Annotated in this window: 22 protein-coding genes and 2 tRNA genes; 20 read left to right on the forward strand and 4 right to left on the reverse strand. The window is 72.0% G+C overall.

Annotated elements, in window-relative coordinates; genetic code table 11:
- Positions 1–69: 69 nt before the first annotated feature.
- Positions 70–2,142, reverse strand: coding sequence for a hypothetical protein (locus tag AC07F0_RS13215; protein ID WP_478978230.1), 2,073 nt, complete (start codon positions 2,140–2,142; stop codon positions 70–72).
- Between the two features lie 325 nt (positions 2,143–2,467).
- Here AC07F0_RS13215 and proB point away from each other — a divergent pair, with 325 nt between their 5' ends.
- The 5 genes from proB to AC07F0_RS13240 all read left to right on the forward strand — a co-directional run bounded on the left by proB (position 2,468) and on the right by AC07F0_RS13240 (position 7,432).
- Entirely contained in the window at positions 2,468–3,574 is a 1,107-nt protein-coding gene (proB, locus tag AC07F0_RS13220; protein ID WP_478978233.1) for a glutamate 5-kinase, read from the forward strand.
- 134 nt (positions 3,575–3,708) lie between these two features.
- A complete protein-coding gene (locus tag AC07F0_RS13225) occupies positions 3,709–4,167 on the forward strand; it encodes a hypothetical protein (protein ID WP_478978236.1) in 459 nt (152 codons plus the stop codon).
- Positions 4,168–4,251: 84 nt separating this feature from the next.
- Positions 4,252–5,538: a glutamate-5-semialdehyde dehydrogenase gene (locus AC07F0_RS13230; protein WP_478977995.1), complete on the forward strand. Its 1,287-nt coding sequence runs from the start codon at positions 4,252–4,254 to the stop codon at positions 5,536–5,538.
- Between the two features lie 157 nt (positions 5,539–5,695).
- Positions 5,696–6,271, forward strand: coding sequence for an SCO2584 family spore wall biosynthesis protein (locus tag AC07F0_RS13235; RefSeq protein ID WP_478977998.1), 576 nt, complete (start codon positions 5,696–5,698; stop codon positions 6,269–6,271).
- Between the two features lie 90 nt (positions 6,272–6,361).
- A complete protein-coding gene (locus AC07F0_RS13240) occupies positions 6,362–7,432 on the forward strand; it encodes an SCO2583 family membrane protein (protein WP_478978001.1) in 1,071 nt (356 codons plus the stop codon).
- A gap of 75 nt (positions 7,433–7,507) precedes the next feature.
- Here AC07F0_RS13240 and AC07F0_RS13245 read toward each other — a convergent pair whose 3' ends face one another.
- Positions 7,508–8,632, reverse strand: coding sequence for a M48 family metallopeptidase (locus tag AC07F0_RS13245; protein WP_478978239.1), 1,125 nt, complete (start codon positions 8,630–8,632; stop codon positions 7,508–7,510).
- 125 nt (positions 8,633–8,757) lie between these two features.
- On the opposite strand from AC07F0_RS13245, the gene AC07F0_RS13250 reads away from it, so the two are divergent.
- The 10 genes from AC07F0_RS13250 (at position 8,758) to AC07F0_RS13295 (ending at position 13,964) form a co-directional block, all read left to right on the forward strand.
- The gene (locus AC07F0_RS13250) at positions 8,758–8,919 is read left to right on the forward strand and encodes a hypothetical protein (RefSeq protein WP_356924107.1); all 162 of its coding nucleotides are present in this window, start codon (positions 8,758–8,760) and stop codon (positions 8,917–8,919) included.
- A gap of 162 nt (positions 8,920–9,081) precedes the next feature.
- Positions 9,082–9,246, forward strand: a complete 165-nt coding sequence (locus tag AC07F0_RS13255) for a hypothetical protein (RefSeq protein ID WP_010041970.1) — start codon at positions 9,082–9,084, stop codon at positions 9,244–9,246.
- A gap of 85 nt (positions 9,247–9,331) precedes the next feature.
- Positions 9,332–10,075 (forward strand): nicotinate-nucleotide adenylyltransferase, encoded by a 744-nt coding sequence (nadD, locus tag AC07F0_RS13260; protein WP_399408900.1) that lies wholly within the window; start codon positions 9,332–9,334, stop codon positions 10,073–10,075.
- Between the two features lie 16 nt (positions 10,076–10,091).
- Positions 10,092–11,786, forward strand: coding sequence for an LCP family protein (locus AC07F0_RS13265; protein WP_478978004.1), 1,695 nt, complete (start codon positions 10,092–10,094; stop codon positions 11,784–11,786).
- Positions 11,787–11,890: 104 nt separating this feature from the next.
- Entirely contained in the window at positions 11,891–12,337 is a 447-nt protein-coding gene (gene rsfS, locus AC07F0_RS13270; RefSeq protein WP_436727048.1) for a ribosome silencing factor, read from the forward strand.
- Positions 12,328–13,002 (forward strand): histidine phosphatase family protein, encoded by a 675-nt coding sequence (locus tag AC07F0_RS13275; RefSeq protein ID WP_478978007.1) that lies wholly within the window; start codon positions 12,328–12,330, stop codon positions 13,000–13,002. Before rsfS ends, AC07F0_RS13275 begins: the two co-directional genes overlap by 10 nt.
- Positions 13,003–13,077: 75 nt before the next feature.
- Positions 13,078–13,150 (forward strand) — tRNA-Ala (locus tag AC07F0_RS13280).
- 203 nt (positions 13,151–13,353) lie between these two features.
- Positions 13,354–13,527 (forward strand): hypothetical protein, encoded by a 174-nt coding sequence (locus AC07F0_RS13285; protein ID WP_356924112.1) that lies wholly within the window; start codon positions 13,354–13,356, stop codon positions 13,525–13,527.
- 3 nt (positions 13,528–13,530) lie between these two features.
- Positions 13,531–13,764, forward strand: a complete 234-nt coding sequence (locus AC07F0_RS13290; protein ID WP_006136074.1) for a hypothetical protein — start codon at positions 13,531–13,533, stop codon at positions 13,762–13,764.
- 127 nt (positions 13,765–13,891) lie between these two features.
- Positions 13,892–13,964 (forward strand) — tRNA-Ala (locus AC07F0_RS13295).
- Positions 13,965–14,090: 126 nt separating this feature from the next.
- Here the strand turns inward: AC07F0_RS13295 and AC07F0_RS13300 are convergent.
- A complete protein-coding gene (locus AC07F0_RS13300) occupies positions 14,091–15,707 on the reverse strand; it encodes an NADH-ubiquinone oxidoreductase-F iron-sulfur binding region domain-containing protein (RefSeq protein ID WP_478978010.1) in 1,617 nt (538 codons plus the stop codon).
- Positions 15,704–16,969: a cytochrome b/b6 domain-containing protein gene (locus tag AC07F0_RS13305; protein ID WP_478978013.1), complete on the reverse strand. Its 1,266-nt coding sequence runs from the start codon at positions 16,967–16,969 to the stop codon at positions 15,704–15,706. The genes AC07F0_RS13300 and AC07F0_RS13305 overlap by 4 nt, the downstream gene beginning before the upstream one ends.
- Positions 16,970–17,437: 468 nt before the next feature.
- Between AC07F0_RS13305 and leuS the strand changes: the two genes are divergently transcribed.
- The 5 genes from leuS (at position 17,438) to AC07F0_RS13330 (ending at position 26,025) form a co-directional block, all read left to right on the forward strand.
- Positions 17,438–20,317 (forward strand): leucine--tRNA ligase, encoded by a 2,880-nt coding sequence (gene leuS / locus AC07F0_RS13310; RefSeq protein WP_478978016.1) that lies wholly within the window; start codon positions 17,438–17,440, stop codon positions 20,315–20,317.
- 138 nt (positions 20,318–20,455) lie between these two features.
- Positions 20,456–21,217, forward strand: a complete 762-nt coding sequence (locus AC07F0_RS13315) for a hypothetical protein (RefSeq protein ID WP_478978019.1) — start codon at positions 20,456–20,458, stop codon at positions 21,215–21,217.
- Positions 21,218–21,289: 72 nt separating this feature from the next.
- Positions 21,290–22,135 (forward strand): DegV family protein, encoded by an 846-nt coding sequence (locus AC07F0_RS13320; protein WP_436727042.1) that lies wholly within the window; start codon positions 21,290–21,292, stop codon positions 22,133–22,135.
- 129 nt (positions 22,136–22,264) lie between these two features.
- Complete coding sequence (locus AC07F0_RS13325) at positions 22,265–23,281, forward strand: ComEA family DNA-binding protein (RefSeq protein ID WP_478978022.1); 1,017 nt, start codon at positions 22,265–22,267, stop codon at positions 23,279–23,281.
- The gene (locus tag AC07F0_RS13330; RefSeq protein ID WP_478978025.1) at positions 23,278–26,025 is read left to right on the forward strand and encodes a ComEC/Rec2 family competence protein; all 2,748 of its coding nucleotides are present in this window, start codon (positions 23,278–23,280) and stop codon (positions 26,023–26,025) included. The genes AC07F0_RS13325 and AC07F0_RS13330 overlap by 4 nt, the downstream gene beginning before the upstream one ends.
- The last annotated feature ends 3 nt before the right edge of the window (positions 26,026–26,028 follow it).

The following is a 26,028-nucleotide window of genomic DNA, read 5'->3' on the forward strand; positions in this document are numbered from 1 at the left end:
CTTCTGCTGATTCCTGTTCGTCCCGCAACCGGGCAGTTCCCGACCATCACGGCCCGTGTTGCCGTGCTGCTAGCGCGGTGCCGTCGTCGGCAGGCCGGCTCCGCCGCTCGCCGGCTGCGTGCGCTGGCCGGGCAGTTCCGCGGCCGGGCGCTCCGCCGCCAGGCGCTCCGCCACCCGTGCCCGGTGGTCCCGGGCCTGAGCGCACAGGGCCCGTACGGCCGCGTTGAAGCGCTCCTGCGACGGCGGGTCGGCCGGGCCCAGCAGGCGCAGCTTCAACGCGGCGCGTGCCTCGGCCAGCATGTCCATCTCGGGATGCCGGACCGTTTCCAGCAGGCTCGGCACCCCGGCCGCGTCCGGTGTCAGCACGGTCGCCGCCGCCACCGTCGGGAACGCCGTACGGAAGGCATCCTCGGGCAGCCCGCTGGTGTTGGCCACCGCGTACGGCTTCTCGCTCGCCAGGAAGTCACTGATCACGCTCGACACGTCACTGATCAGCAGGTCGGCCACGTTGAAGCAGGAGTAGAGCGCGGGCCGGGCGTCCGTGATGATCTGGTGCTCGCCCTCCGGCAGCGAGGCCCAGTACGCCTCCTCCCAGGCCGCCGTCGCCCGTGCCACCGCCTCCGCCCGGCCCGGCTCCGGCGCCGACTGCACGAGCATCCGCTCTACTGTGTCGGCCCCGGACCGGAAGTCGGCCGTGGTGAGCCGGTCCAGCTCCTCGGTGAGACGGGTCAGCTCGGCACCGGCCGTGGGGCGACGCGCCCCCGTGCGCTCCCGGTTGGCCGTCCGGATCAGCTCCCGGATGCGCAGATCGGCCGCGCCCGCGCGCGGGTCCACCGAGCCCGTCAGCGGATGCGGCTTGTACAGCAGCCGCACGCCCGGGTCCGCGAGCAGCGCCCGCACCAGGTTCTCGCCGGCCGCGATCACCGACGTGTTGCCGGGGTTGCCGTCCCAGCCCTCCCAGGTCGGCGCGTACAGCACGGTCGTGTACGGCCCTGTCGGCGGGCCCGCGTAGGGGAGCACGCCGTCCAGCTGCGGGCGGCCCGTCTCCACCACGTCCTTGTCCTCGACGCCCACCTCGGCCAGCGCGTAGCGCTCGCGCGCGGCGGGACCGGCCACCCAGACCTCGTCGTACGCCTTCGCGTACGGGTTGCACGAGGAGAGCTTGTCGCTCTCGCCGTGGTTGACGAAGGTGTGCCGGATCGTGGGGATGCGCAGCACCTGGGAGGTCTTGCCGGAGTTCGACGGGTGGATGAGGACCTGGAGCGTGGAGTGCTCCAGACGCATCAGCGTCGACACCTTCGGCAGGCACACGATCGGGATGTCCGTCGCCGCGATCTTCTGCACCATGAACCGCTCGCGCAGCACGATGACCGGCTTCCCGTCGAGCCCGGCGAGCGGCTCCAGCCACATGTTCGCCTGGTAGGCCGAGGAGGCGCCGCCGGAGAAGTACAGACCCACGGTCGGCCGGTACTCGGCCAGCCACGCGTCGAACCAGGCGAGCACCTCCTCCTCGCCCGCCGGGCGGCGTCCCGGCAGCAGCCGGAGGAGCAGTGCGCCGAGGCCGGTCAGCGCGAGCGCGAGGGAGAGCGCGATGCCCGCGGCGGCGTACACCGGCTCGTCGCCCGGCGCGGCGGCCAGCAGCCCGGCCGTCGCCGGCAGGCCGAACACCAGGAGCCGGTGGCCGGGGCGGCGCAGCAGCATGGACGGGGCCGGGGACAGCCGCAGGGCCGAGGCGTCGATGTTGCGGGTCACCACCGGCAGGGTGCGGGTCCGGCGCACCAGCACGGAGAGCGCCTGGATCGCGCAGTGCAGCACGTAGAAGGCGAGCAGGCCGGCCACGAGCGGGGCGTACACCGTCTCCCGGTCCTGCTCGCCGAGCCGTAGCAGACCCACGACCAGCAGCAGGTCCCGCATGACGTGCCGCACGGTGATGTCCGCGTGCGACTTGGCGAACAGCGACAGCACCCCGCGCTGCCACCGGTACAGAACGCCCTCGGTGGCCAGGGAGACGGTGGTCGCGGCGAGCAGCAGGGGCACGTGGGGCAGCAGCGCCGCGGCCGCCTGAGCGGCGAACGCGGCGGCCAGGACGAGGGTGACCAGCCCCTTCAGCAGGGCCGGTGGGCGGGGGAGAGGTAGGGGCACTGCGGTCACTCCAGGAGCGTCGGTTCGGCGCGGCGCAGGTCGGCCGTCCGGGTTAACGTGCGGCGACCTCCCGACGACACGCGCGTGTCGTCAAGGCGTGGGGGTGGCTGCCGTCCCGCGTGTCGTGGACCGTAGCGGAAGATCACGTTCCTGTCGTGGGGTGGGGTGGCACCGAAGCAGGGCGACGGCGCTCCCGTGACGTGAGCAGCACCGTCCGTAGCGTGGACCGGCGCCGCGCCCGCTCCGCCCGTCCCGTAGATTTCCTGGTGAGCGAACGGATCGACGCGAGGGGACGGACGGGGACGTGGCAGGGGCAAGGCAGGCCGTGGGCGAGGCCCGCAGGATCGTCGTCAAGGTCGGATCCTCCTCGCTGACCACCGCCTCGGGCGGCCTGGACGCGGACCGCGTGGACGCGCTGGTCGACGTGCTCGCCAAGGTGCGCAGCGGTGGGGAGCGCGAGATCGTCCTGGTCTCCTCGGGCGCCATCGCCGCGGGCCTCGCCCCGCTGGGCCTGCGCCGCCGCCCCAGGGACCTCGCCCGGCAGCAGGCCGCCGCCAGCGTCGGCCAGGGCCTGCTGGTCGCCCGCTACACCGCCTCCTTCGCCCGTTACGGCGTCGGCGTCGGCCAGGTGCTCCTGACCTCCGACGACATGAGCCGTCGCGCCCACCACCGCAACGCCTCCCGCACCCTGGACAAGCTGCTAGCGATGGGCGCGTTCCCGATCGTCAACGAGAACGACACCGTCGCCACGGACGAGATCCGCTTCGGTGACAACGACCGCCTCGCCGCCCTCGTCGCCCACCTCGTCCGCGCCGACCTGCTGGTCCTGCTGTCCGACGTGGACGGCGTCTACGACGGCGACCCCGGCAAGCCCGGCACCTCCCGCATCGCGGAGGTGCGTGACCCGTCCGATCTCGCGGGCGTCGAGATCGGCAGCGCGGGCAAGGCCGGCGTCGGCACCGGCGGCATGGTCACCAAGGTCGAGGCCGCCCGGATCGCCGCCGCCGCAGGCATCCCCGTCGTGCTCACCAGCGCCGTCCACGCGGCCGACGCCCTGACCGGCCAGGACACCGGAACCTTCTTCCACCCCACCGGCAAACGCTCCGCGGACCGGCTGCTGTGGCTCCAGCACGCTTCCACCCCGCAGGGCTCCCTCACCCTGGACGACGGCGCCGTCCAGGCCGTCGTGGAGCGCCGCAAATCGCTGCTCCCGGCCGGCATCGCCGCCGTCGAGGGCGAGTTCAGCGCCGGCGACCCGGTCGAGCTGCGGGACGACACGGGGCACGCCGTCGCCCGCGGGCTCGTCAACTTCGACGCCAAGGAGATCCCCCGGCTGATCGGCCGCTCCACCCGGGAACTCGCCCGTGAACTCGGACCCGCGTACGAACGCGAGGTCGTACACAGGGACGACCTGGTGCTCCTGCACCCGTAATGTGTCGAAACGTCCGCCCCCGGTGGTGGACGTTCCGCAAAACCGCCCCGCGATCTCCTGCGGCCTGCTCAACTTTGTCCCGGGGACATATTCCGCAGCAGCGCCACAGTGCAAAGGAGGCCGTCGTGAGACGAGTGCGCCCTGGGGCCGCGGCGTCCCGTGGTGGTACCGGCTCCCGCGCGGCCGGTGAGGAGCGGGCCCTGACGAGCGTGGCGGCGGGGGGCCGCTTCGAGGGCGAGGAGCCCGGTGACACCCCGCGCCTGTGGCACGTCACCCTCAGCGTCTCCGGCAAGGAGGCCCCGCTCCCCGAGGTCCGGCGTGCCCTGGAACAGCTCGCCCACGACCACCCCTTCCTCCTGACCAGCCGATACGCCGTCGACCACGCGGAGATCCGCTACTGGGAGGAGGCCCGCGACCTGCACGACGCGGCCGCCGTCGCCCTGCGCCTGTGGGGCGAGCACCGGCAGAGCGCCGGGCTGCCGCCCTGGGAGATCGTCGGCCTGGAGGTCATCGACCGAGCCACCTACCACCAGCGCATCGCCGAGGGCTACGGGCCCCCGCCGGCGTCGCCGGTCGGAGTTCATCCGTTCTGACCCGCTCCGGCGGATGTCTCGGGAGGTGTCTCGGGGTGTGGAACGCGCCGTGAACGGTCCAGCCCGGCACACTACGCTTCCCTTATGACCACGCTTTCGCCGTACGACTCCATGTCCCCGGTCACCGAGGCCGCCTACCGCGCCAAGGCCGCCGCCGCGAGCCTCGCGCCGCTGCCACGGGCCGACAAGGACGACGCGCTGCTCGCCATCGCCGACGCGCTGGAGGTCCGCACGAGCGAGATCGTCGAGGCCAACGCCAAGGACGTCGCCAAGGCCCGCGAGGCCGGAATCAGCGAGGGCATGATCGACCGGCTCACGCTCACCCCCGAGCGGGTCCGCGCCATCGCCTCGGACGTCCGCGACGTCGCCGCGCTGCCCGACCCGGTCGGCGAGGTCGTGCGCGGCTCCACGCTGCCCAACGGCATCGACCTGCGCCAGGTCCGCGTGCCGCTCGGCGTCGTCGGGATCATCTACGAGGGCCGGCCGAACGTCACCGTCGACGCCGCCGCCCTCTGCCTGAAGTCCGGCAACGCCGTCCTGCTGCGCGGCTCGTCCTCGGCGTACCAGTCGAACAGCGCCCTCGTGCGCGTCCTGCGCGACGCCGTGGGCGGGGCGGGGCTGCCCGCCGACGCCATCCAGCTCGTGCCCGGCGAGAGCCGCGACAGCGTGCGCGAGCTGATGCGCGCCCGCGGCCTGGTCGACGTGCTCATCCCGCGCGGCGGCGCCTCCCTGATCAACACGGTCGTCCAGGAGTCCGTCGTCCCGGTCATCGAGACCGGCACCGGCAACTGCCACGTCTACGTCGACGCCCAGGCCGACCTCGACATGGCCGTCGAGATCCTGATCAACTCCAAGGCCCAGCGCGTCGGCGTCTGCAACGCCGCCGAGACCCTGCTGGTCCACCAGGACATCGCCGCCGAGTTCCTGCCGCGGGCCCTGGACGCCCTCGCGGAGGCCGGGGTCACCGTACACGCCGACGAGCGTGTCCTGGCCCACGCCAAGGACTCCAAGGCCACGGTCGTCGAGGCGACGGCCGAGGACTGGGAGACGGAGTACCTGTCGTACGACATCGCCGCGGCCGTCGTGGACTCGCTGGACAAGGCGGTCGAGCACATCCGGCTGTGGACCTCCGGCCACACCGAGGCCATCGTCACGACCTCCCAGCAGGCCGCCCGCCGCTTCACCCAGCTGGTCGACTCGACCACGGTCGCGGTCAACGCCTCCACCCGATTCACCGACGGCGGCCAGTTCGGCTTCGGCGCCGAGATCGGCATCTCCACGCAGAAGCTGCACGCCCGCGGCCCGATGGGGCTGCCCGAGCTGACCAGCACGAAGTACATCGTCACCGGGGACGGGCACGTGCGGCGCTGAGCGCCCGCCGCGGGGTCTGCAAGGCGGCGCATGTGTGTGCGGCGGGGGTGGCCGGGCCGCGCGTGCGCCGTGCGGCACCCCGTGAACGCCGTCTCAACCGGCGGATGAATCTCCCTACCGTCTGCCCAAAATGACACCCCAGGTCTACTCTGGAAGCGTGCCGGAGGACGTGGGGGGCACGCCGTTTCCTGACGGCCGGGAGCCCGACGACGACCACGACCGCGGGGTGTCGGACGAAGAGTTCGCCTCCGTGGTCTTCGACGAGGCCTTCGTACGCGCGGCCGTGGTGCACGAGCCGACCGCCGTGGAGCGCCTCCTGGCCGCCGCCAGGGCGAGAGCCGAGGCCTCCGAGGCGGAGGCGCGCCGCGCCCACTCCAGAGGCGAGCGGTACGACGACGGGTACGGCCCGGACGGGCACGGCGATTTCGGCCATGATCCCGAACCGGACGAGCTGGACGACCCCGACATCCTCGAGGACCGCTACGGCGGCACGGGGCCGTACTCCAAACAGGTCCGCTGGCACCGCCCCGTCGCCTGGCTGCTCGCCCTCGTGATGGGCATCGGCATGGTCGCGCTGGCCTTCACCGCGGTCTACCGGGGCGCGTCCTCCAACCGCGAGGAGCCCGTGCCGGCGCCCACCTCGACCGGGCTGGAACAGGGCAGCGGGGCGGCTCCCTCCGCTTCCGCCGACTACTCCCAGCCTGCCGTCTCGGTGATCCCGCGCAACCCCTGACCGGAACCCGCCCCGTCCTGGTGAGGACCTGTCAGAACTTGTGGTGTGGCCGGGCGTTTACCCGAGCTTCCGGAGACCTACCCTGAAGATATGGGCGGGCCTGGAGACCCACCTGAGGGGACACCAGAGGGCGCTCCCGGAGGTGGAGAGGACGAGTATCGATCCGTCGTCTTCGACGAGTCGTTCGTCCGTGCTGCCCGCCTCCAGGAGTTCTCCGCGCAGGAGCGCATCGCCGACCACGCGCCCGCCGTGCGACGCCGGCCGCCCCTGCGTCGGGGCCTGTCCCGGCAGGCACTGGTCCTGGTCCTGCTGATCGCCGTCGCCTTCGGCACCGCGATCTACATGGGGGTACGCCACCCCTACCAGACCCCCGCCGCCCGGGAGTCCGCCGAGCCCCTGCGGATGACCGTCATCCCGCTCGCCCCCGAGGGCAAGGTGCCCGGCACGGCCGACACGGCGTACCTGTACGAGCGCAGCCCCGCCGCGCAGTTCAAGAGCGGCGCGGAGGGCGTGCCGCTGCCCGCCTCGCGGCGCACCGCGCACTTCTCGGACAGCCAGGTCGTCAGCGCCCTGACCACCGCCAAGGACTACGTCGTCCGCTCCGCCCTCGACCCGGACGTGCTCATGGGCGGTGAGGTCCGCGCCGTCCGCGTCCTGCTGGACCCCGACCAGCTGGACCAGTTCGACCAGAGCTTCGCCCGGCCCACCGCGGACGGACGCCACGCGCCCACCGGCTGGCTCGTCCGCTTCGACCCCTCCCGCGCCGAGCTGGCCGACCGCAGGGTGCGGGTCCAGGGCACGCTCCAGGCCGCCGAGGTCGACTCGTCCACGCTGGAGGTCACCGCCGACCACACGCTCGTGTACGCGCTGCGGCCGGCCGGGGCCGGTGGCAAGGCCGAGGTGTCCCTGTTCACCGTCCGGCGCGAGCTGCACTTCCGCTTCGACCGCGACGACCTGCGCCTGCACCAGGGCCAGCTGGTCGTCTCCTATGTCCAGGCCGGCCCGCTCTCCTGCGCCGAGGACTCCACGAACCACCTGCGCCCCCTCCTGGCCGGCCAGACGGCCAAGGAAGGCGGCCCCGCGGGCACGGACCCCTACGCCACGGGCAGCGCCACGGCCCTGTGCGGCACCCTGGCGACGAGCGCGCAGCCGAGGGTGTGAGGGCGGGCTTCCGGGCTTCCGGGGCGCTCCCGTCGGCGCTGACGCTGTGGTCTTCCCGGTGCTCCTCCGAGCTCCTCAGCTGTCGTCCCGCGGCGGCTGGTCGTCTCCCGGGGAGTCCGACGGGCCCGGCGTCTCGGGCCCCCGGGGCGGCTTCTGAGCCGGGTTCGCGAAACCGCCGAAGCCCCGGCGGACACGGTCGCCCAGGTCGCCGGCGCCTCCGGCGAGGTCCGTGACCAGCTTCATCAGCGGGTCCTTGGAGTTCTTCACATGGGTCGTGTAGTGGTTCGCCGAGTCCCGCCAGGAGTCCCGTACCGAGGTGTCCTTGTCCTCGTCGCGCCGCGGGTAGTGGCCGTCCATGATCCGCTGGTAGTCCCGCGACTCCGCCCACTTCTTCAGCTCGGCGGCCCGCACGGTGGTGAAGGGGTGGGAGCGCGGCAGCACGTTCAGGATCTTCAGCACCGAGTCGCGCAGGTCGCCCCCGGCCTCGTACTCATCGGCCTGGGCGAGGAACGCGTCCACGTTCATCTCGTGCAGGTGGTTGCCGCCCGCGATCTTCATCAGGCCCCGCATGGAGGCCTGGAGGTCCTGCCCGACCAGCAGCCCCGCCCGGTCCGCGGACAGCTCCGACTTGCGGAACCACTCCCGCAGCCCGGTCACGATCGCCATGATCGCGAGGTTGCCCAGCGGGATCCAGGCGACCCGGACGGCGAGGCTGGTCAGGAACAGCAGGATGGTTCGGTAGACCGAGTGCCCGGACAGCGCGTGCCCCACCTCGTGCCCGATGACCGCCCGCATCTCCTCCTCGTCGAGCAGCTCGACGAGCCCCGTCGTGACGACGATGATCGGCTCGTCCAGGCCGATGCACATCGCGTTCGGCTGCGGGTCCTGGTTCACGTACATCGGCGGGACCTTCTCCAGGTCCAGGATGTAGCAGGCGTCCCGCAGCATCACGTTCAGATGCGAGAACTGCTGGTCCGACACCCGCACCGAGTCGGACAGGAACAGCAGCCGCAGACTGCGCTCGGGCAGCAGGCCGCTGAGCGCCTTGAACACCGTGTCGAAACCGCTCAGCTTGCGCAGGGCGACCAGGGCGGAGCGGTCGGCCGGGTGCTCGTACGTACGCGAGGAGATTCCGGGGAAGCGCCTGCGCTGCCTGCTCGGCACGTGCTCGTGCCCGTTGTGCTCGTGGCCGTCGGACATGTCTTCCCCCATGTGCGTCTGTATGGCCTTTGCGGCCCCTTGTGCGGCCTTTTGCTTCCCCGAGGCAGAGCCCAGCCTAGGCGGAGTTACGGTGGTCGGGCAGTGCAGCGAAGGAGACCACCGCCATGGAGCACCACCCCGCAGCCGCCTGGCTCGCCGAGGCCGCGACCGCCGCCGAGCGGCAAGGGGGGCCGGGGATGCTGCGGTACGTCCTGCTCGTGATGATCGTGGGCTGTGTGCTGACCGCGTGGTTCCTGCTGCGTGGCTACAGACGGAAGGACGACTGAGCCACCGGGAAGGTTCCCCGCCGGGCCCCGGGACCGGGCCGGGCGGGACCGCGCACCGTCTCCGTGTCACAACAGGCGGAGTCGGGGTGATCGCGGTCGGGGCGCCCGCTTACGATGAGCCGACGTCTTTAACCCGCCCACACGCGATAGGTCCTGCCGAAGATGAGCTTCCACAGCACCGCTGCCCAGTTGGTCACCCTCGCCGCCGAGGGCGAGGAGCACGGCGGTAACCACGAGAGCCTCAGCCCCTACCTCACCGGTGGCGGCGCCCTCTTCGCCCTGCTGCTCCTGCTGTGGATCACCACCCGCTTCAACCGCGACCGCTGAGCCCGGCCGGGCGCCCCGCGCGGGGCGCCCCGGGGACCACGGGGGCGGCCGGAGCCCTCAGGCGGGGCCGGTAGGGTCTGCACGCATGGGAGAGCAGGACATGCCTACCGGTCCGGCGAACGAGACGCCGTACGACCCGGCACAGGACACGGCGAGCGGCACCGAGCGACACTCGGAGCCCCGGCGTGCCGCGACGGAGCACCGCCAGATCGACGGTCCCGGAAACGGCCGGCCCCAGCCGGGCAAGCGCCGCCTCGGCGTCATGGGCGGCACCTTCGACCCGATCCACCACGGGCACCTGGTGGCGGCCAGCGAGGTCGCCGCTGCGTTCCACCTCGACGAGGTGGTCTTCGTCCCGACCGGCCAGCCCTGGCAGAAGAGCCACCGCAAGGTCTCCCCGGCCGAGGACCGCTACCTGATGACGGTCATCGCGACCGCGGAGAACCCCCAGTTCTCCGTGAGCCGCATCGACATCGACCGCGGCGGCCCCACCTACACGGTGGACACGCTGCGCGATCTGCGCGCGCTCAACCCCGACACGGACCTGTTCTTCATCACCGGCGCCGACGCGCTCTCCCAGATCCTCACCTGGCGGGACAGCGAGGAACTGATCTCCCTCGCGCACTTCATCGGGGTCACCCGGCCGGGGCACCACCTGAACGACCCAGGACTCCCGGAGGGCGGTGTCTCGCTCGTCGAGGTGCCCGCCCTCGCCATCTCCTCCACGGACTGCCGTGCGAGAGTCGCCAAGGGCGACCCCATCTGGTACCTGGTGCCGGACGGAGTCGTGCGCTATATCGACAAGCGCGAGCTGTACCGCGGCGAGTGAGCCGAGAGGGGCACCGGTGAACGACCGATACGACCCGGGGTACGGGGGCGACCAGTACGAACTCGTCGGCTACGACGAGTACGGCCGGCCTGTCTACCGGCAGGTCCAGGCACAGCAGACCCAGCAGCAGCCGTACGACCCGTACGCCCAGCAGCAACAGCAGGGCTACGGCTACGACCCGTACGCCCAGGCCGGGCAGCAGCACCCGCCCGCGTACGACTACGGCACGAGCGGGCAGCAGCCCGGCTACGGCTCCTACGACCCCTACGCCTCCGGGCAGCACCAGGGCGGCACCGCCGCTCACGACCCCTACGGCCGGGCCGCGGCCGGCGCCGGTACGGCCCAGCAGCCCCGCGTCGCCGAGCAGACCGCCCACATCCCCCAGCAGGCGGGCCCGGCCGACGAAGGTGACGTCCGGGGCGGCCCCCAGCGGGACTACCACACCGAACAGTTCGCCTTCGTCGAGGAGCCCGACGACAACTCCGAAGACGTCATCGACTGGCTGAAGTTCACCGAGAACCGCACCGAGCGCCGCGAGGAGGCCCGGCGCCGCGCCCGCAGCCGGATCGTCGCCCTCGCCGTCGTCCTCGCGCTCGCCGCGGTCGGAGGCGTCGGTTACCTCTGGTACGCGGGGAAGCTGCCCGGCCTGTCCTCCGACGGCCCCGCGACGGGCACGGCGACGGCCGCGGGCGCCCAGAAGCGCGACGTGATCGTCGTCCACCTGCACGACATCAAGGGCAGCGGCACCGCCACGGCCCTCCTCGTGGACAACACGACCACCAAGCGGGGCACCACCGTCCTGCTGCCCAACTCCCTTGCCCTGACCAGTGACGACGGCACCACGACGACGCTCGCCAAGTCGGTCGAGGACGACGGCTCCGACGGCACCCGCGACGCGCTCGACACGGTCCTCGGCACCGACATCGAGGGCACCTGGCGCCTGGACACCCCCTACCTGCAGAACCTCGTCGACCTCGTCGGCAACATCGACGTCGACACCGACACGGCCGTACCCGACCCCGACGCCAAGAAGAAGGGCGAGGCCCCCCTGGTCAACAAGGGCAAGGCCCAGACCCTCAGCGGCAAGATGGCCGTCGCCTACGCCACCTACCGCGCCCCGGGCGAGGCCCAGAACGCCCAGCTGGAGCGCTTCGGGCAGGTCCTGCAGGGCGTCCTGCGCAAGCTGTCCTCCGACCCGCAGGCCGCGACGACCACGATCCAGACGTTGCAGCAGATCCTCGACCCGTCCCTGACCGACAAGGACCTCGGCACCTTCCTCGCCGGGCTCTCCGACCTGGCCAAGGGCGGCGACTACCGGACGGACCTGCTGCCCGTCCAGGGCGATGGCACGCTCAGCGCCCAGGCCAGTGCGGGGGTGGTCAAGAACGTCCTCGGCGGCACCGCCAAGAGCCCCGACAAGGGCGCCGCCGTCAGCGTCGCCGTCCAGAACGCCAGCGGTGTGAAGGACAACACGGAGAAGGCCCGCGTCGTGCTCCTCAACGGCGGCTTCACCTTCCTGGAGGGCGGCACGCCCGGCTCCGCCCAGGCCACGTCCAAGGTCACCTACTCCGACGCCGCCGACAAGGCCGACGCGGCCGAGGTCGCCAAGACCCTGGGCCTGCCCCCGGGCTCCGTCACCAAGGGCAGGGTCTCGGCGAGCGCCGACGTCGCCGTCGTCCTCGGGCAGGACTACAAGCCGTCGTCCGACTAGCCGGCAGGAGTGCGCTCCCCACGTGGTCCACGTAATCGCGTGGGGGGCGCACGGCGGTCCGTGAGACCCTTGGTGGCAAGTGACCGCCGACGGAAAGCCTTGTAGTGACCGTGACCGACCGCTCTCACGAGCTGATCAACACCGCCGCCCAGGCGGCCGCCGACAAGCTGGCACACGACATCGTCGCCTACGACGTCAGTGACGTGCTGTCCATCACGGACGCCTTCCTGCTGGCCTCCGCGCCCAACGACCGCCAGGTCAAGTCGATCGTCGACGAGATCGAGGAGCGCCTCAACAAGGAGCTCGGCGCCAAGCCGGTGCGCCGCGAGGGCGACCGCGAGGCCCGCTGGGTGCTGCTCGACTACGTCGACATCGTCGTCCACGTCCAGCACAGCGAGGAGCGCGTCTTCTACGCCCTGGAGCGGCTGTGGAAGGACTGCCCCGAGCTGGAGCTGCCCGAGGACGCCAAGGCCACCCGCGGCAAGGCCGAGGAGCACGCCAAGCTGCGAGCGGCCGAGGAGGCGGCGGAGCTGGACGGTGAGTGGCGGTGACCTCCTTCACTGAGGCGTCCGCCGGCACGGGCCGGGGCCGCCGCATCATCCTCTGGCGGCACGGCCAGACCGCGTGGAACGTGGAGCGCCGCTTCCAGGGCACCACGGACGTCGAGCTCACCGAGACCGGCGTCGCCCAGGCCCGGCGCGCGGCCCGGCTGCTGGTCGCCCTGAAGCCGGACGCGATCGTCGCCTCCGACCTGAAGCGCGCCGCGGACACGGCCGCCGAACTCGCCGCGCTCACGGACCTCGACGTGACCCACGACGAGGCGCTGCGCGAGACGTACGCGGGCGCCTGGCAGGGCCTGACGCACGAGGAGATCATCGCCCGGTACGGCGACGAGTACGCCGCCTGGAAGCGCGGCGAGCCGGTGCGCCGTGGCGGCGGCGAGCTGGAGACCGAGGTCGCCGACCGCGCCGCCCCCGTGGTGCTGCGGCACGCCGAGAAGCTCCGCCAGGACGGCACGCTCGTCGTGGTCAGCCACGGCGGCACCATCCGCACCACCATCGGCCGCCTCCTCGCGCTGGACTCCCACAACTGGGAGAGCCTCGGCGGACTCTCCAACTGCTGCTGGTCCGTCCTCGGTGAAGGCGCCCGCGGCTGGCGCCTGCTGGAGCACAACGCCGGCACCCTGCCGGAACCGGTGCTCGGCGACGACGACTGACCCCGGATTTCACTTTCCGGCAGGTCGCAGGCTAAAGTTCTTCTTGTTCGCCCGGCCCGCCGGGAAGGAACATGAGGGGCTATAGCTCAGTTGGTAGAGCGCCTGCATGGCATGCAGGAGGTCAGGAGTTCAATTCTCCTTAGCTCCACGCTTCAAGATCCCGTTCCCGTCAGGGGGCGGGATTTTTCATGCTCCCTCTTGAGTCACCGGGGCACTCTGAGGCGTATACCTCTACGGCCCCGCCGGGTTGCCGTGTCCGGACTGGTACTGAGGCGTCGCTGACCGTATTGGTCCGGTCGTGGCAGAATCAAACGGCCGGAAGGGGGCGCGGCCCGACGGGAGGGAGTAGCGATGCCTGCGAGCATCCTCGAGGAGGTCGACCACCTCCTCGGAGCAGCGTTGACATGGGAGATGTCCACCCGCCTCAGCTGCCCTTCCTGCGGATCCGCGCACGTGGCCCAGATGCTCGGCGACAACGGCGGGATCTCCTACGTGTGCACGGCCTGCGGCCACAGCTGGAGCTGATCGATGGGTGCACACAGGCGGAAATGCGACTGGTGTGGCAGCGGGACTCCGATCGTCCGCGACATGGAGCCGATCAATCCCGACTACCAGTACTGGTGCGAGGAGTGCGCACGGGCGCTGATCATAAAGGGCGACCCGATCGAGACGTACCGCGAGCTGGAGGGTGAGCCGATCTACGGCCGGCTTCTGGAGGAGCACTGCACGCTCAAGCGGTTCTATTCGTTCGTCACGGCTTAGCTCCGCACGGTTGGCGCAAGTCGGGCATAACGGGCATCTCCGTGCGAGGCGAAATGGATTTGGTGTTGGGCCCGGAGGACCAGTAATGTTGGCGTCGCCGCCGGGGAAACCCGGAGGGGCGCAGCAAGGGGCTATAGCTCAGTTGGTAGAGCGCCTGCATGGCATGCAGGAGGTCAGGAGTTCAATTCTCCTTAGCTCCACAGCAGATGAGAAGGCGGGCCATCCGATCGGATGGCCCGCCTTCTTCGTGTGCGGTCTCCAGGCGCGGTAGTCCTGGTACGCCTACGGCGGGCTCCCCTGGGGGAAGCCCGCCGTACGACGTCTGTTCAGCGGCCGAGAGCGCGGCGGCCGCGGCCCTGGGACAGGACAGGGAGGTTGCGGGACGGCGCGCCGCCCTGAGCGCGCGTGTCCTCCTCGATGCGCAGGGCCAGCGCCGGACAGCGGCGCACCGCGCGTAGAGCTTTGGCCTCGGCGTACCGCGGCACCTGCGCCTGCGCCACGGTGGGGAATCCGTCCGCGCCGAGCTGGAACACCTCGGGGAGGATGTCCGCGCACAGGCCGTGGCCCCGGCACAGCGTCCAGTCGACGTAGATCTTCTGTCGGCTGGGGCCGTTCTCCTCGGACTCGCCGCCGCCCGGGATGCCCGCAGGGGCCCTGCCGCCCTCGAAGAGCGGCAGCACGCCCTCCACGGGCCGTCCGCAGCCGTTTCCGAGGACATGGGCGGCCAGGTCGTCCGTGAACGCCTTGATGGTCGACTCCAGGAACATCGCGGAGCCGTCCGGGTGCGAGCAGGCGCCGCGCCGCTTCACGTTCTTGGCGACCTGCTTGAGCGCCTCCAGGGCGGCCGGTCCGCCGCCGTTGAGGATGTCCTCCATGCCGCGCGCGGCGGCCGGCAGGCCGAGGTAGCAGGGACCGCACTGGCCCGCGCTCTCCTCCGCCAGCCACTGGGCCACGCGCAGTGACTCGCCCAGCGGGCAGGTGTCCTGAGTGATCGGCAGGATCGCGCCGGCACCGAGCGCACCGCCCACGGCGTCCAGGGAATTGCGCGAGACGATCGCCTCGTTGACCGTCGCCGCGTCGATCCACTTGCCGTGGTAGCCGCCGGTGAGCACGCCCTGGGGCACCGGCGGGGCGCCGGCGAGCTGGAGGACGTACCGCAGCGGCACGCCCGTCGGGACCTCGATCACCATGGGGCGGGCGACCGCACCGGAGACCGTGAGCATGACCGTGCCCGGCTCGTCGTACAGGCCGGTGTTGCCGTAGCGCTCCGGGCCGATGCGGGCGGCGATGGCCAGTTGGGCGAAGGTCTCGGCGTTGGACAGCAGCGTGGGCGCGCCGCCGACGCCGTTCTGCGAGGCGCTGACCTTGCGGCCCGGCGGGATGGCCGGGCCACCGTCGATGGAGCGGATCAGCGACGCGGCGGCGCCGGTGACCATACGGACCGGGTTGCGCTGCACACGCGCGCGCAGAGCCGATCTGCGGCCGTTGCTGAGCCCGCGTTCGGCGAGCGCGGCCTCCATGGAGCGCTGTGTGGACTCACGGGTGACCCCCACCACGAGCGTGCGGGCACCCAGTGCTTCGGCGCACAGCAGCGCGCCGTCCAGGATCAGGTGCGGGGCACGGTTGATGAGCACCGTGTCCTTGCGGCAGGCCGGCTCGTCCTCGCTGCCGTTCACGACGACGACCGGGCGGACGCCGCGCTTGATCGCCGCCTCGGCGACCGAGCGCAGCTTCTTGTGGAAGGGGAAGCCCGCGCCGCCGCGGCCCTTGAGGTTGATGCGTTCGGCGAGTTGCGCGAGCTGCTCGCCGCCCATCGGCTCGAGTGGCCCATGCACCTTCAGGTGCATGGGCAGATCGAGCCGATCGACAAGGTCGAAGCCAGACGTGAGCTGGGGAAGGCCGACCACGCGGACTTCGGGTACGTCAGGCAAAGCCTCGTTCACTTAAAGCCTCCGGAAGGCGTGTTCCAAGGTTCGCCCGATCCCGGTGCGTCGAAGTCGTAGGACGCACCGGGCAGTGTTTCAGTGGCGGGACCGCTGTTGTACGTGTCGTTCGGGTAGTACGTGTCGTAGACGGCGTTCGTCTCACCCGTGTCGTACACGTCACTCGATCCATAGCCGGCGGCGCCTGGATTGCCATAGGCCGGGATGCTTTGTCCGGTGTCCTGCAGGGGGTCGTAGGGCGGGATGTTGAAGCCCGTGTCCTGGAGCGGGTCGTAGGCCGACGGCGGGGCCTCGCCGACCGGCGGCGGGGACGGGATCGGCCAGTTGCCCGAGGTGCTGGAGGGGCCGTCCACGGTCGGGATGGTCTGGGTGGGCTGCATGTCCAGCGGCAGTTCCGCGCGGTCGGTCGGCCCCGGTGCGAACGCCTGCTGACCCAGGGGCGGGCTCGAGACGGCCCGGTACGCCGCGGCGAAGCCATTCGTGGACTCCTGCGGCGCGGGGCGCTCCGCCTTCTCGTACAGCGGGCCCGACGGGGAGGCCATGGCCCCCACGGGCGTGTCCCGGCTCTCGAAGCCGGGCAGCGCGGAGCCCGTGCGCGCCCGGGCCCGGCTCTCCTCCAGGTCCCTGCGTCCCTGGCCCTCCCCGGGGCCGATGAACTGGGCGAACTTGTCGGCGACCTTGCGCTTGACCGGGCGCGGAGCGGCGCGCAGGGCGAGGGCTCCGGCCACGCCGGCCAGGGACAGGCAGTACAGGATGACGAAGATCGGCTTGGCCTGGCGGCCCGCGTAGAGGCCGTGGATCAGGGCGGCGCACCAGGCCGGGTAGGCCAGCATGTGCATGGCCCGCCAGCGGGCCGCGACGGGCGCCGGGGACGCGAAACGGTTGCGCAGCACGCCGGTGACGCCCACGAAGATCATGAGCATGCTGGCCAGGGTACCGAGGCCGACGAGGAACGACCGGCCCATGAGCTCGTCGTTGTCGCTGGCGATGAGCCCGAAGGGGATGAACACCGCGACCCACGTGGTGTGGGCGAGAGCCAGCTTGACTCCGATGTGCACCAGGAGGAAGACGATCGAGGCGACCGCCGTGGTCCGGTGCACGGCCTGCGCCAGGATGCGCCTGCGCGTGTCCAGCAGGACCCGGTCCTGGGCGACGAGGCCCCAGATCACCGAGCAGGTGAGGAACACGAGGGACAGCACGCCGGCGCCGAAGTTGAGGAACTCGGCAAACGTGTCGTCTGCCGTGGAGTCGTAGTTCGTCACGGCCGGCCTCCTCGCATCCCGGTGACCGGGCGTAGCGAGGTGTTACTGCGATGAGGGTTCATGGGGGCAACTCCGAGCGGTTCGGGAAAGCGGTCCCGCTGTCGCACTCTAAGCGGCGCCATACCCATGAGTACGAGGTTTGAGTTATTGCGTTGTTACCAAAGGACAATGTGGCTGCTGTGATGTCCCATAGCGGTTGTTACGCGAAGTAACTTTTGACCCATGTTCAGCTTTTTGGGTGCCGAGACAGCCCAGTCGGAAGCGCGTCGCGGTGCGCTGGGGGGCTGCGGTACCCTAACGCCATGCGTGCCGTACGCCTTCTGCTTAGCGGGCCGCGCTGATCAGTCCCGGCCACCGGACGAGTCGAGTGGCCGGAATCGGCGCGGCGTCCCCTCCTGCGTGAGGGGATTTTTCGTTTCTCGAACGACACAGCCGCAGGCAGAGACGATCGATGGAGCTTTGAGGATCATGAGCGAGACGAACCCCGCTGCCGCCTCCGAGGTGGCAGCGCCGCACCGCTACACGGCCGCGACGGCTGCCGAGATCGAAGCACGCTGGCAGGACTTCTGGGACGCCGACGGCACCTACGGCGCGCCCAACCCGAAGGGTGACCTGGCGGGCGACCAGGGGACCGTCGCCAAGCCCAAGAAGTTCATCATGGACATGTTCCCGTACCCCTCGGGTGCGGGCCTGCACGTCGGCCACCCGCTGGGCTACATCGCCACGGACGTCTTCGCCCGCTTCCAGCGCATGACCGGCCACAACGTCCTGCACACCCTGGGCTTCGACGCCTTCGGCCTGCCCGCCGAGCAGTACGCGGTGCAGACCGGCACGCACCCGCGCGCGTCCACCGAAGCCAACATGGAGAACATGAAGTCCCAGCTGCGCCGGCTGGGCCTGGGCCACGACAACCGCCGGTCGTTCGCCACGATCGACCCGGAGTACTACAAGTGGACCCAGTGGATCTTCCTGCAGATCTTCAACTCCTGGTACGACCACGAAGCGAAGAAGGCCCGTCCGATCTCCGAGCTGATCGGGCAGTTCGAGTCGGGTGAGCGGCCCGTACCGGGCCACACGCGCGCGTGGAGCGAGCTGAGCGCCGCCGAGAAGGCCGACGTCCTGGGCGAGTTCCGGCTGGCCTACGCCTCCGACGCGCCGGTCAACTGGTGCCCCGGGCTGGGCACGGTGCTGGCCAACGAGGAGGTCACCGCCGACGGCCGCTCCGAGCGCGGCAACTTCCCGGTCTTCAAGGCCAAGCTGCGCCAGTGGAACATGCGCATCACGGCCTACGCCGACCGGCTGCTGGAGGACCTGGAGGAGCTGGACTGGCCCGAGGCCATCAAGCTGCAGCAGCGCAACTGGATCGGCCGCTCCGAGGGCGCCCGCGTCGACTTCCCCATCGACGGCGAGCGCATCACCGTCTTCACCACCCGCCCGGACACCCTGTTCGGCGCCACCTACATGGTGCTGGCGCCCGAGCACCCGCTGGTCGAGAAGTTCACCCCGGCCGCCTGGCCGGAGGGCACCCACGAGGTGTGGACCGGCGGCCACGCGACCCCCGGGGATGCCGTCGCCGCCTACCGTGCGCAGGCCGCGTCCAAGTCCGACGTGGAGCGGCAGGCCGAGGCCAAGGACAAGACCGGCGTCTTCATCGGCGCGTACGCGACCAACCCGGTCAACGGCGAGCAGATCCCGGTCTTCATCGCCGACTACGTGCTGATGGGCTACGGCACCGGCGCGATCATGGCGGTCCCGGCACACGACACGCGTGACTTCGAGTTCGCGCGCGCCTTCGAGCTGCCGATCACCTGCGTCGTCGAGCCGACCGACGGCCGCGGCACCGACACCTCGACGTGGGACGCCGCCTTCGTGTCGTACGACGCGAAGATCGTCAACTCCACGGGGGAGGGCGTCTCCCTGGACGGCCTGGGGGTCGTCGACGCCAAGACGCGCATCACCGAGTGGCTGGAGCGGTCCGGCATCGGCGAGGGCACCGTCAACTTCCGGCTGCGGGACTGGCTGTTCAGCCGTCAGCGCTACTGGGGCGAGCCCTTCCCGATCGTCTACGACGAGGACGGCATCGCCCACGCGCTGCCCGAGTCGATGCTGCCGCTGGAACTGCCCGAGGTCGAGGACTACTCGCCGCGCACCTTCGACCCGGACGACGCCGACACCCAGCCCGAGACGCCGCTGTCGCGTAACGAGGACTGGGTCAACGTCACGCTGGATCTGGGCGACGGCCGTGGTCCGCGCACGTTCCGGCGCGAGACCAACACCATGCCCAACTGGGCCGGTTCCTGCTGGTACGAGCTGCGCTACCTGGACCCGCACAACAGCGAGCAGCTGGTCGACCCGGAGATCGAGCGGTACTGGATGGGCCCGCGCGAGGGGCAGCCGCACGGCGGTGTCGACCTGTACGTCGGCGGCGCCGAGCACGCCGTGCTGCACCTGCTGTACGCGCGCTTCTGGTCCAAGGTGCTGTACGACCTGGGGCACATCTCCTCGGCCGAGCCGTTCCACAAGCTGTTCAACCAGGGAATGATCCAGGCCTACGTCTACCGCGACAGCCGTGGCATCGCGGTGCCGGCCGCCGAGGTGGAGGAGCGCGACGGCGCCTACTACTACCAGGGCGAGAAGGTCTCCCGGCTGCTGGGCAAGATGGGCAAGTCCCTGAAGAACGCGGTCACTCCGGACGAGATCTGCGACGAGTACGGCGCCGACACGCTGCGACTGTACGAGATGGCGATGGGCCCGCTGGACGTCTCCCGGCCCTGGGACACGCGCGCGGTCGTGGGCCAGTTCCGGCTGCTGCAGCGGCTGTGGCGCAACATCGTCGACGAGGCGACCGGCGAGGTGACCGTCGTCGACGCCGAGCCGGACGAGGAGACGCTGCGCGCCCTGCACAAGGCGATCGACGGCGTGCGCGGGGACCTGGAGGGCATGCGGTTCAACACCGCCATCGCCAAGGTCACCGAGCTGAACAACCACCTGACCAAGACGGGCGGGCCGGTGTCGCGGTCCGTCGCCGAGCCGCTGGTGCTGATGGTCGCCCCGCTGGCCCCGCACATCGCCGAGGAGCTGTGGCGCAAGCTGGGACACGAGGACTCGGTGGTCCACCAGGACTTCCCGGTGGCCGACCCGGCGTACGTGGTCGACGAGACCGTGACCTGCGTCGTACAGATCAAGGGCAAGGTCAAGGCGCGGCTGGAGGTCCCGCCGTCGATCGCCGAGGACGAGCTGGAGAAGGTCGCCCTGGCCGACGAGAAGGTCGTCGCCGCGCTGGGCGGGGCCGGGATCCGGAAGGTGATCGTGCGGGCGCCGAAGCTGGTGAACATCGTTCCCGCGTAGGCGCCGGGCACCGCGGAACCCTCTCGGGGTGGTCCCCTACGGGCAGGTTCGGGGTTTTTCTGGAACTCCGGGCCTGCCTGTTGCGTTTACCGTTGAAGAGCGGCGTGAGATGTCCCGAGACGCCCCGAGGAGGAGCCGGTGGAAGCAGTGATCGCAGTATTCGCCCTGCTCTTCGTACTTTTTCTCGGGCTGGGCGCGTACGCCACGGTGAAGGTGGTCGGCGCCGCCAAGCGCGGCGTGGACCGCGGCCTCACCCAGGCCCGCCGCACGGTCGAGGACCACACCCTGCGCGCCAAGTCCTTCGCCCAGCCGGGCGCCGCGGGGGAGCTCGCCCAACTCCGGCTGAAACTGCGTACGTCGATGCGTGCCACCCAGGAGGCGCTGCACGCGGCCGTCGCCGAGGACGAGTCCCTGAAGGAGTCCGTCGGCCTCTTCGAACGGCTCAGTGCGCACGGCCACGAGCTGGACGACGAGCTGAAACGCCTGGAGTCCGAGCCCGACCGCGCCACGCTCACCGAGCGGCTGCCCGAGCTGCGTGAGCGCGCCGACCGCATCACACAGTCGGCGGACGCCCTGCGCTGGGCGGCCCGCGACCGCGCCCACCGCTTCGCGGGGGACGACCTGGACACGCTCAGCGCCCAGATCGACATGGAGGCCGGGGCGCTGCGGCACTGGACGACGGGGCCGGAGTCCCGGCCCGCCGCCTCGCAGAAGCCGGAGCCGGCCGCGAGGCCGTGGCCCGAGGCCCCCGCCGCCGACGCCGCCACGGCCGGGCAGACCTGGCCGGAGACCCCGCAGCCGAGCCCGGCGCACGAGCCGGCACGGCCCGCCATCAGCCCGGCGGGACCGCGCCCGACCTACCCCTGGCAGAAGAAGCCCCGCCCCGAGAGCACCACTTGATCCGGCCACTCGCGTCACAAGGCGCGGGGGCCGGGCTGCCGCACGGGCACTACGGCAGGTAACCTCCAGCTCATGTCCCGCCATGTCGCGATCGTCACCGATTCAACGGCCTACCTGCCGGCCCGGACGATGGAGCGCCATGGCATCACAGCGGTACCTCTGACCGTCGTCCTCGGCGACCGCGCGCTGGAGGAGGGCACCGAGATCTCGACCCGCGCCCTCGCCCAGGCTTTGCAGAAGCGGCGCCCGGTGACGACCTCGCGGCCCAGCCCTGTCCTCTTCGAGGAGACGTACCGCAAGGTCGCCGAGTCCGGCGCCACCGGCATCGTCTCCCTCCATCTCTCCGCCGAGCTCTCCGGTACGTACGACGCGGCCGTCGTCGCCGCGCGGCAGGCGCCGGTGCCGGTGCGGGTGGTGGACACCGGCATGATCGCGATGGCGCTCGGCTTCTGCGCGCTCGCCGCGGCGGAGACGGCGGAGTCGGGCGGCACCATGGACGAGGCCGTCACGGCCGCGGAGAAGCGGGCCGCGGGCACGTCCGCCTACTTCTACGTCGACACTCTCGACTACCTGCGCCGCGGCGGCCGTATCGGTGCCGCGCAGGCCCTGCTGGGCTCGGCGCTCGCGGTGAAACCGCTGCTGCAACTGGCCGACGGCCGTATCGAACCGCTGGAGAAGGTGCGGACCGCGTCGAAGGCGATCGCCCGCCTCGAGGAGATCGCGGCCGAGCGTGCGGGCAGCGCCCGGGTCGACGTCGCCGTCCATCATCTCGCCGCCCCGGACCGGGCGTCGGCCCTCGCCGACCGGCTGCGGGCACGGGTGCCCGGGCTCGCCGATCTGCATGTCAGCGAAGTCGGGGCGGTGATCGGCGCACACACGGGGCCCGGGTTGCTGGGGGTCGTGGTTTCGCCGCAGTGAACGGTCACGGCGGGACACTGCGGCCTCTGATCACCCGTGTGAGTGGCCGCGTTATCCACAAGCCGGCTGTTGTCCCCGGGAATTGACCAAGATCATCGCGAGTGTGCCGAGGTGGCCGATCCTCGTCGCATGGCACTTCGATCACGTTCACGCACAGCGACTGCGACCAGCGGGCCGGGCCGTGGACCGGCGTCCGACGGCCGCGTCCGCCACCGTCGCCACCGGCCTGTCGCGCGCGGCCGGGCACGGCATCGTCAGGCCTCGGCGGAGGAACTCCGCCGACGCGCGGAGGCGCTCTTCGGCGAGCATGCCGAAGGGGCCGGGGAGCGGCGGGAGTCGGGGCATGGCCCGCCCGAGGAGACGGTTGCGGTAGGACGTGCTGGGCACGGACTGGATCGGCCGGGGGCCATCGCGGAAGCCGGTGTGGAACCTGATGCGGAGTCCGTCCGTGTCCCCGTCGGTGTCGATGTCGGTGTCGACGGTGGGGCGGGCGCCGGAACAGCCGACGGGGAGGGCCGTCTTCGGGAAGGGGCCTGGCGGGAGCGGGCCGGGCTCGCGGTGCGGGAGCGGATGCCCGTGTGGTTGCAGGCGAGGTGTGGCCTGGAGCCGCGGAGCGTGCTCGCGCTGACAGTGGTTCTCGTCGTCGCCGCGGCCTTCGCCGTGCAGCACTTCTGGGCGGGCCGGACCCAGTCCGTGCGGCCACCCGAGGTGGTGCGCGCGGCAGCCCCCTACGAGCAGCAGCGCTCACGTGTCGCGGACGCGCTGCGCGCGGCGGGCGGGGTGAAGCCCGGCGCGAAGACCGACGGTCTCAACCGCGCCCGGTTCCTCGTGGACGGAGAGCAGGTGATTGTCGGGGCACCGGCTCCCGCTGCGGGCACCGGGGCGGGGACCGGGACGGGCGGTACGGCTGCCGGGGGAACGGGCGGTGTGGGGGCGGGCGGTGTGATGCCGGGGGCTCCCGTCTCGCTCAACACGGCCACCGCCGACCAGCTCGACACCTTGCCAGGGGTCGGCCCGGTGCTGGCGCAGCACATCATCGACTACCGCACGCAGCACGGCGGCTTCCGATCGGTGGACGAGCTGCGTGAGGTGAACGGCATCGGCGACCGCCGCTTCGCCGATTTGCGGAACCTCGTACGGCCATGAGGAGGGCCCATGAGCCGCCGGCGCGGCAGGACGAGTCGACGCCTGAGGCCTGCACCGGCGGGTCGGTCCTTCCCGCCGGGTCCGCCTCTCCCGCCCGTTCGTCCGTGCACGCCTCCTCCGGTAAGCGGCTGGGCAGCTCCCGTCCACGGCAGGAAGGACCCACGGACCTGCGGCTCGTCCCACCCGCCCTGGCGGCCTGGGGCACGGCGGCGCTGGTGCTCGACGCGCCGCCGGGGTGGGTCCTCGGCATCGTGGCCGGCTGTCTGGCCGTCGTCGGCCTGCTGCCGCTCGCCCGGCGGGCGGGATGGGCCTCCTGGCCGCGAGCTTCGGCCGCAGCCGTGCTGCTGTGCGTGGCCGCGGCTGCCGCCTCGGCCGGGCTGCACGGGGCCGATCTGCGCCGGGGACCTGTGCCCGGCCTGGCGCGGGAGTACGCGACGGCGACCGCCGAGGTGGAGCTGACCTCCGATCCCCGGCTCACCCGGCCGAAGGTCCGGGGCGATCACGTCGCTCCGACCGCCTTGCTGATCGAGGCCGAGGTGCGGCGCCTGCAGGAGGCCGGCGGCGCGACCGTGGGGACGCGGACGCCGGTGCTGATGATCGTCGACTTGGGGCCGGCCGGCCGGACGGCCGAGGACGGGCGGCCGGCACCCGCGGATGAGGCCACGGGGGGCGTGGGGGGCGGGCGGTCGGCCCCCGCGACCGGGGCCGTCGAAGGCGGGCGGTCTGCCGCCGGCGGGCCGGGGCGGTCGCCGTGGATGGGGCTGCTGCCGTCGACGCGGCTGCGGGTCAGCGCGCGGCTGGCTCCCGCGATGACAGGCGGTGACCGGATCGCTGCGGTGCTGCGGGTCCGGGGCCGGGCGGAACCGGACGTGGTCGGGGAACCCTCGGCCGCTCAGCGGCTCGCCGGGCGGCTGCGGGCCGGGCTGAGGGAGGCGACCGACGGGCTGCCGGCTGATGCCCGGGCACTGTTGCCGGGGCTGGTCGTGGGGGACACCTCGCGGATCACCCCGGAGCTGGAGGAGGCCTTCAAGGAGACCGACCTCACCCACACACTGGCGGTGTCCGGGGCCAACTTCACGATCCTGCTCGCCCTGCTGCTCGGCCCGCCGGGCCTGGCGCAGCACGTCGAGCGGAGGGGGCTCGCGCCTCGCCTCGGGGTCTCCCTGCGGGCGACCGCCGTGCTCGGGGGCGTGCTCTCCCTCGGGTTCGTCGTCGTGTGCAGACCGGATCCGAGCGTGCTGCGGGCCGCCGCCTGCGGAGCCGTCGCGCTGCTCGCCCTCGCGACCGGCCGTCGCAGGTCACTCGTCCCGGCGCTGGCGACGGCGGTCCTGCTGCTGGTGCTGTACGACCCGTGGCTGGCGCGGAGTTACGGGTTCCTGCTCTCCGTCGCGGCCACCGGCGCCCTGCTCACGATCGCGCCGCGCTGGAGCGCCGGGCTGCGACGGCGCGGGGTGCCGCCGCGGCTCGCCGAGGCGCTGGCGGCCGCTGCCGCCGCGCAGGCCCTGTGCGCGCCCGTCGTCGCCGTGCTGTCGGCGCGGGTGAGCCTGGTGGCGGTGCCGTGCAACCTGATCGCGGAGTTCGCGATCGCTCCGGCCACGGTGCTGGGTTTCGCCGCGCTGGCCACGGCACCGATGGCGATGCCCGTGGGCAAGGCCCTGGCGTGGTGCGCGCGGTGGCCGGCCGAGTGGATCGCGGAGGTCGCCCGTACGGGGGCCGCGCTGCCGGGAGCGGGAGTGGACTGGCCGGGCAGCTGGGCGGGTGCGGCGCTGCTCGCGGCCGTGACGCTGGTCGTGCTGCTCGTGGGGCGGCGGCTGCTCGGGCATCCCTGGTGGTGCGGGGTCTGCGGCCTGGTGCTGGTGCTGGTGCTGGTGCAGCCCCCACCGGTGACCCGGGTGATCACGGGCTGGCCGCCGCCCGGCTGGCGGCTGGTGATGTGCGACGTGGGGCAGGGCGACGCCATGGTGCTCGCGGCGGGCGGGGGCGCCGGTGTGGTGGTGGACGCGGGGCCCGATCCGCAGCTCGTCGACCACTGCCTGCGCTCACTCGGCATCACGAGGATCCCGCTGGTCGTGCTCACCCACTTCCACGCCGATCACGTGGCGGGCCTGCCCGGTGTGCTGCGCGGGCGGGCGGTGGCCGGGATCGAGACGACCGGCTTCGAAGAGCCCGCGGACCAGGCCGCGTTCGTACGCAGACACGCGGCGGCCCGGCGGGTTCCCGTGACGCGGGCCGCCGCCGGGGAACAGCGCCGCGCGGGGGAGTTGTCCTGGCAGGTGGTGTGGCCGCCCCCGAGCCCTCCATCAGGCCGGCTCCCGGCCCCTCCACCGGGCCCCCATCCGCAGGTGCTCCCGGCCCTCCCGCCCCACCCGGCGCCGGAGGGGCCGAACGACGCCAGTGTCGCCATGCTGGTCCGGTCGGCCGGACTGCGCCTGCTGCTCCTCGGGGACCTCGAACCCCCGGCCCAGCGGGCGCTGGCGAGATCACCGGTGGCCGAGTCCCTGGAGAGCGTGGACGTGCTGAAGGTCGCCCATCACGGATCGGCGTATCAGGACCCGGGCCTGATGGGTCGGGCGGCCCCGCGGCTGGCTCTGATCAGTTGCGGCGCCGGCAACAGCTACGGGCATCCGGCGCCCGGCACGGTCGCGGCGTTGCGCGCCGGGGGTGCGATGGTGCTGCGGACGGACCGGGACGGCGCGCTGGCGGTCGTAGGAGGGGGCGGGAAGCTGAGGGTGGCGCGAGACTGAGGG

Source organism: Streptomyces sp. NPDC045955 (assembly GCF_056430805.1).

Excerpts from the sequence above, each read along its gene's own strand:
- leuS (WP_478978016.1), top strand. The coding sequence starts at position 17,438 with ATGAGCGAGACGAACCCCGCTGCCGCCTCCGAGGTGGCAGCGCCGCAC.
- AC07F0_RS13325 (WP_478978022.1), top strand. The coding sequence starts at position 22,265 with ATGGCACTTCGATCACGTTCACGCACAGCGACTGCGACCAGCGGGCCG.
- AC07F0_RS13245 (WP_478978239.1), bottom strand. The coding sequence starts at position 8,632 with ATGTCCGACGGCCACGAGCACAACGGGCACGAGCACGTGCCGAGCAGG.
- AC07F0_RS13240 (WP_478978001.1), top strand. The coding sequence starts at position 6,362 with ATGGGCGGGCCTGGAGACCCACCTGAGGGGACACCAGAGGGCGCTCCC.
- nadD (WP_399408900.1), top strand. The coding sequence starts at position 9,332 with ATGGGAGAGCAGGACATGCCTACCGGTCCGGCGAACGAGACGCCGTAC.
- AC07F0_RS13285 (WP_356924112.1), top strand. The coding sequence starts at position 13,354 with ATGCCTGCGAGCATCCTCGAGGAGGTCGACCACCTCCTCGGAGCAGCG.
- AC07F0_RS13320 (WP_436727042.1), top strand. The coding sequence starts at position 21,290 with ATGTCCCGCCATGTCGCGATCGTCACCGATTCAACGGCCTACCTGCCG.
- AC07F0_RS13230 (WP_478977995.1), top strand. The coding sequence starts at position 4,252 with ATGACCACGCTTTCGCCGTACGACTCCATGTCCCCGGTCACCGAGGCC.
- AC07F0_RS13290 (WP_006136074.1), top strand. The coding sequence starts at position 13,531 with ATGGGTGCACACAGGCGGAAATGCGACTGGTGTGGCAGCGGGACTCCG.
- AC07F0_RS13250 (WP_356924107.1), top strand. The coding sequence starts at position 8,758 with ATGGAGCACCACCCCGCAGCCGCCTGGCTCGCCGAGGCCGCGACCGCC.
- AC07F0_RS13330 (WP_478978025.1), top strand. The coding sequence starts at position 23,278 with ATGAGGAGGGCCCATGAGCCGCCGGCGCGGCAGGACGAGTCGACGCCT.
- AC07F0_RS13255 (WP_010041970.1), top strand. The coding sequence starts at position 9,082 with ATGAGCTTCCACAGCACCGCTGCCCAGTTGGTCACCCTCGCCGCCGAG.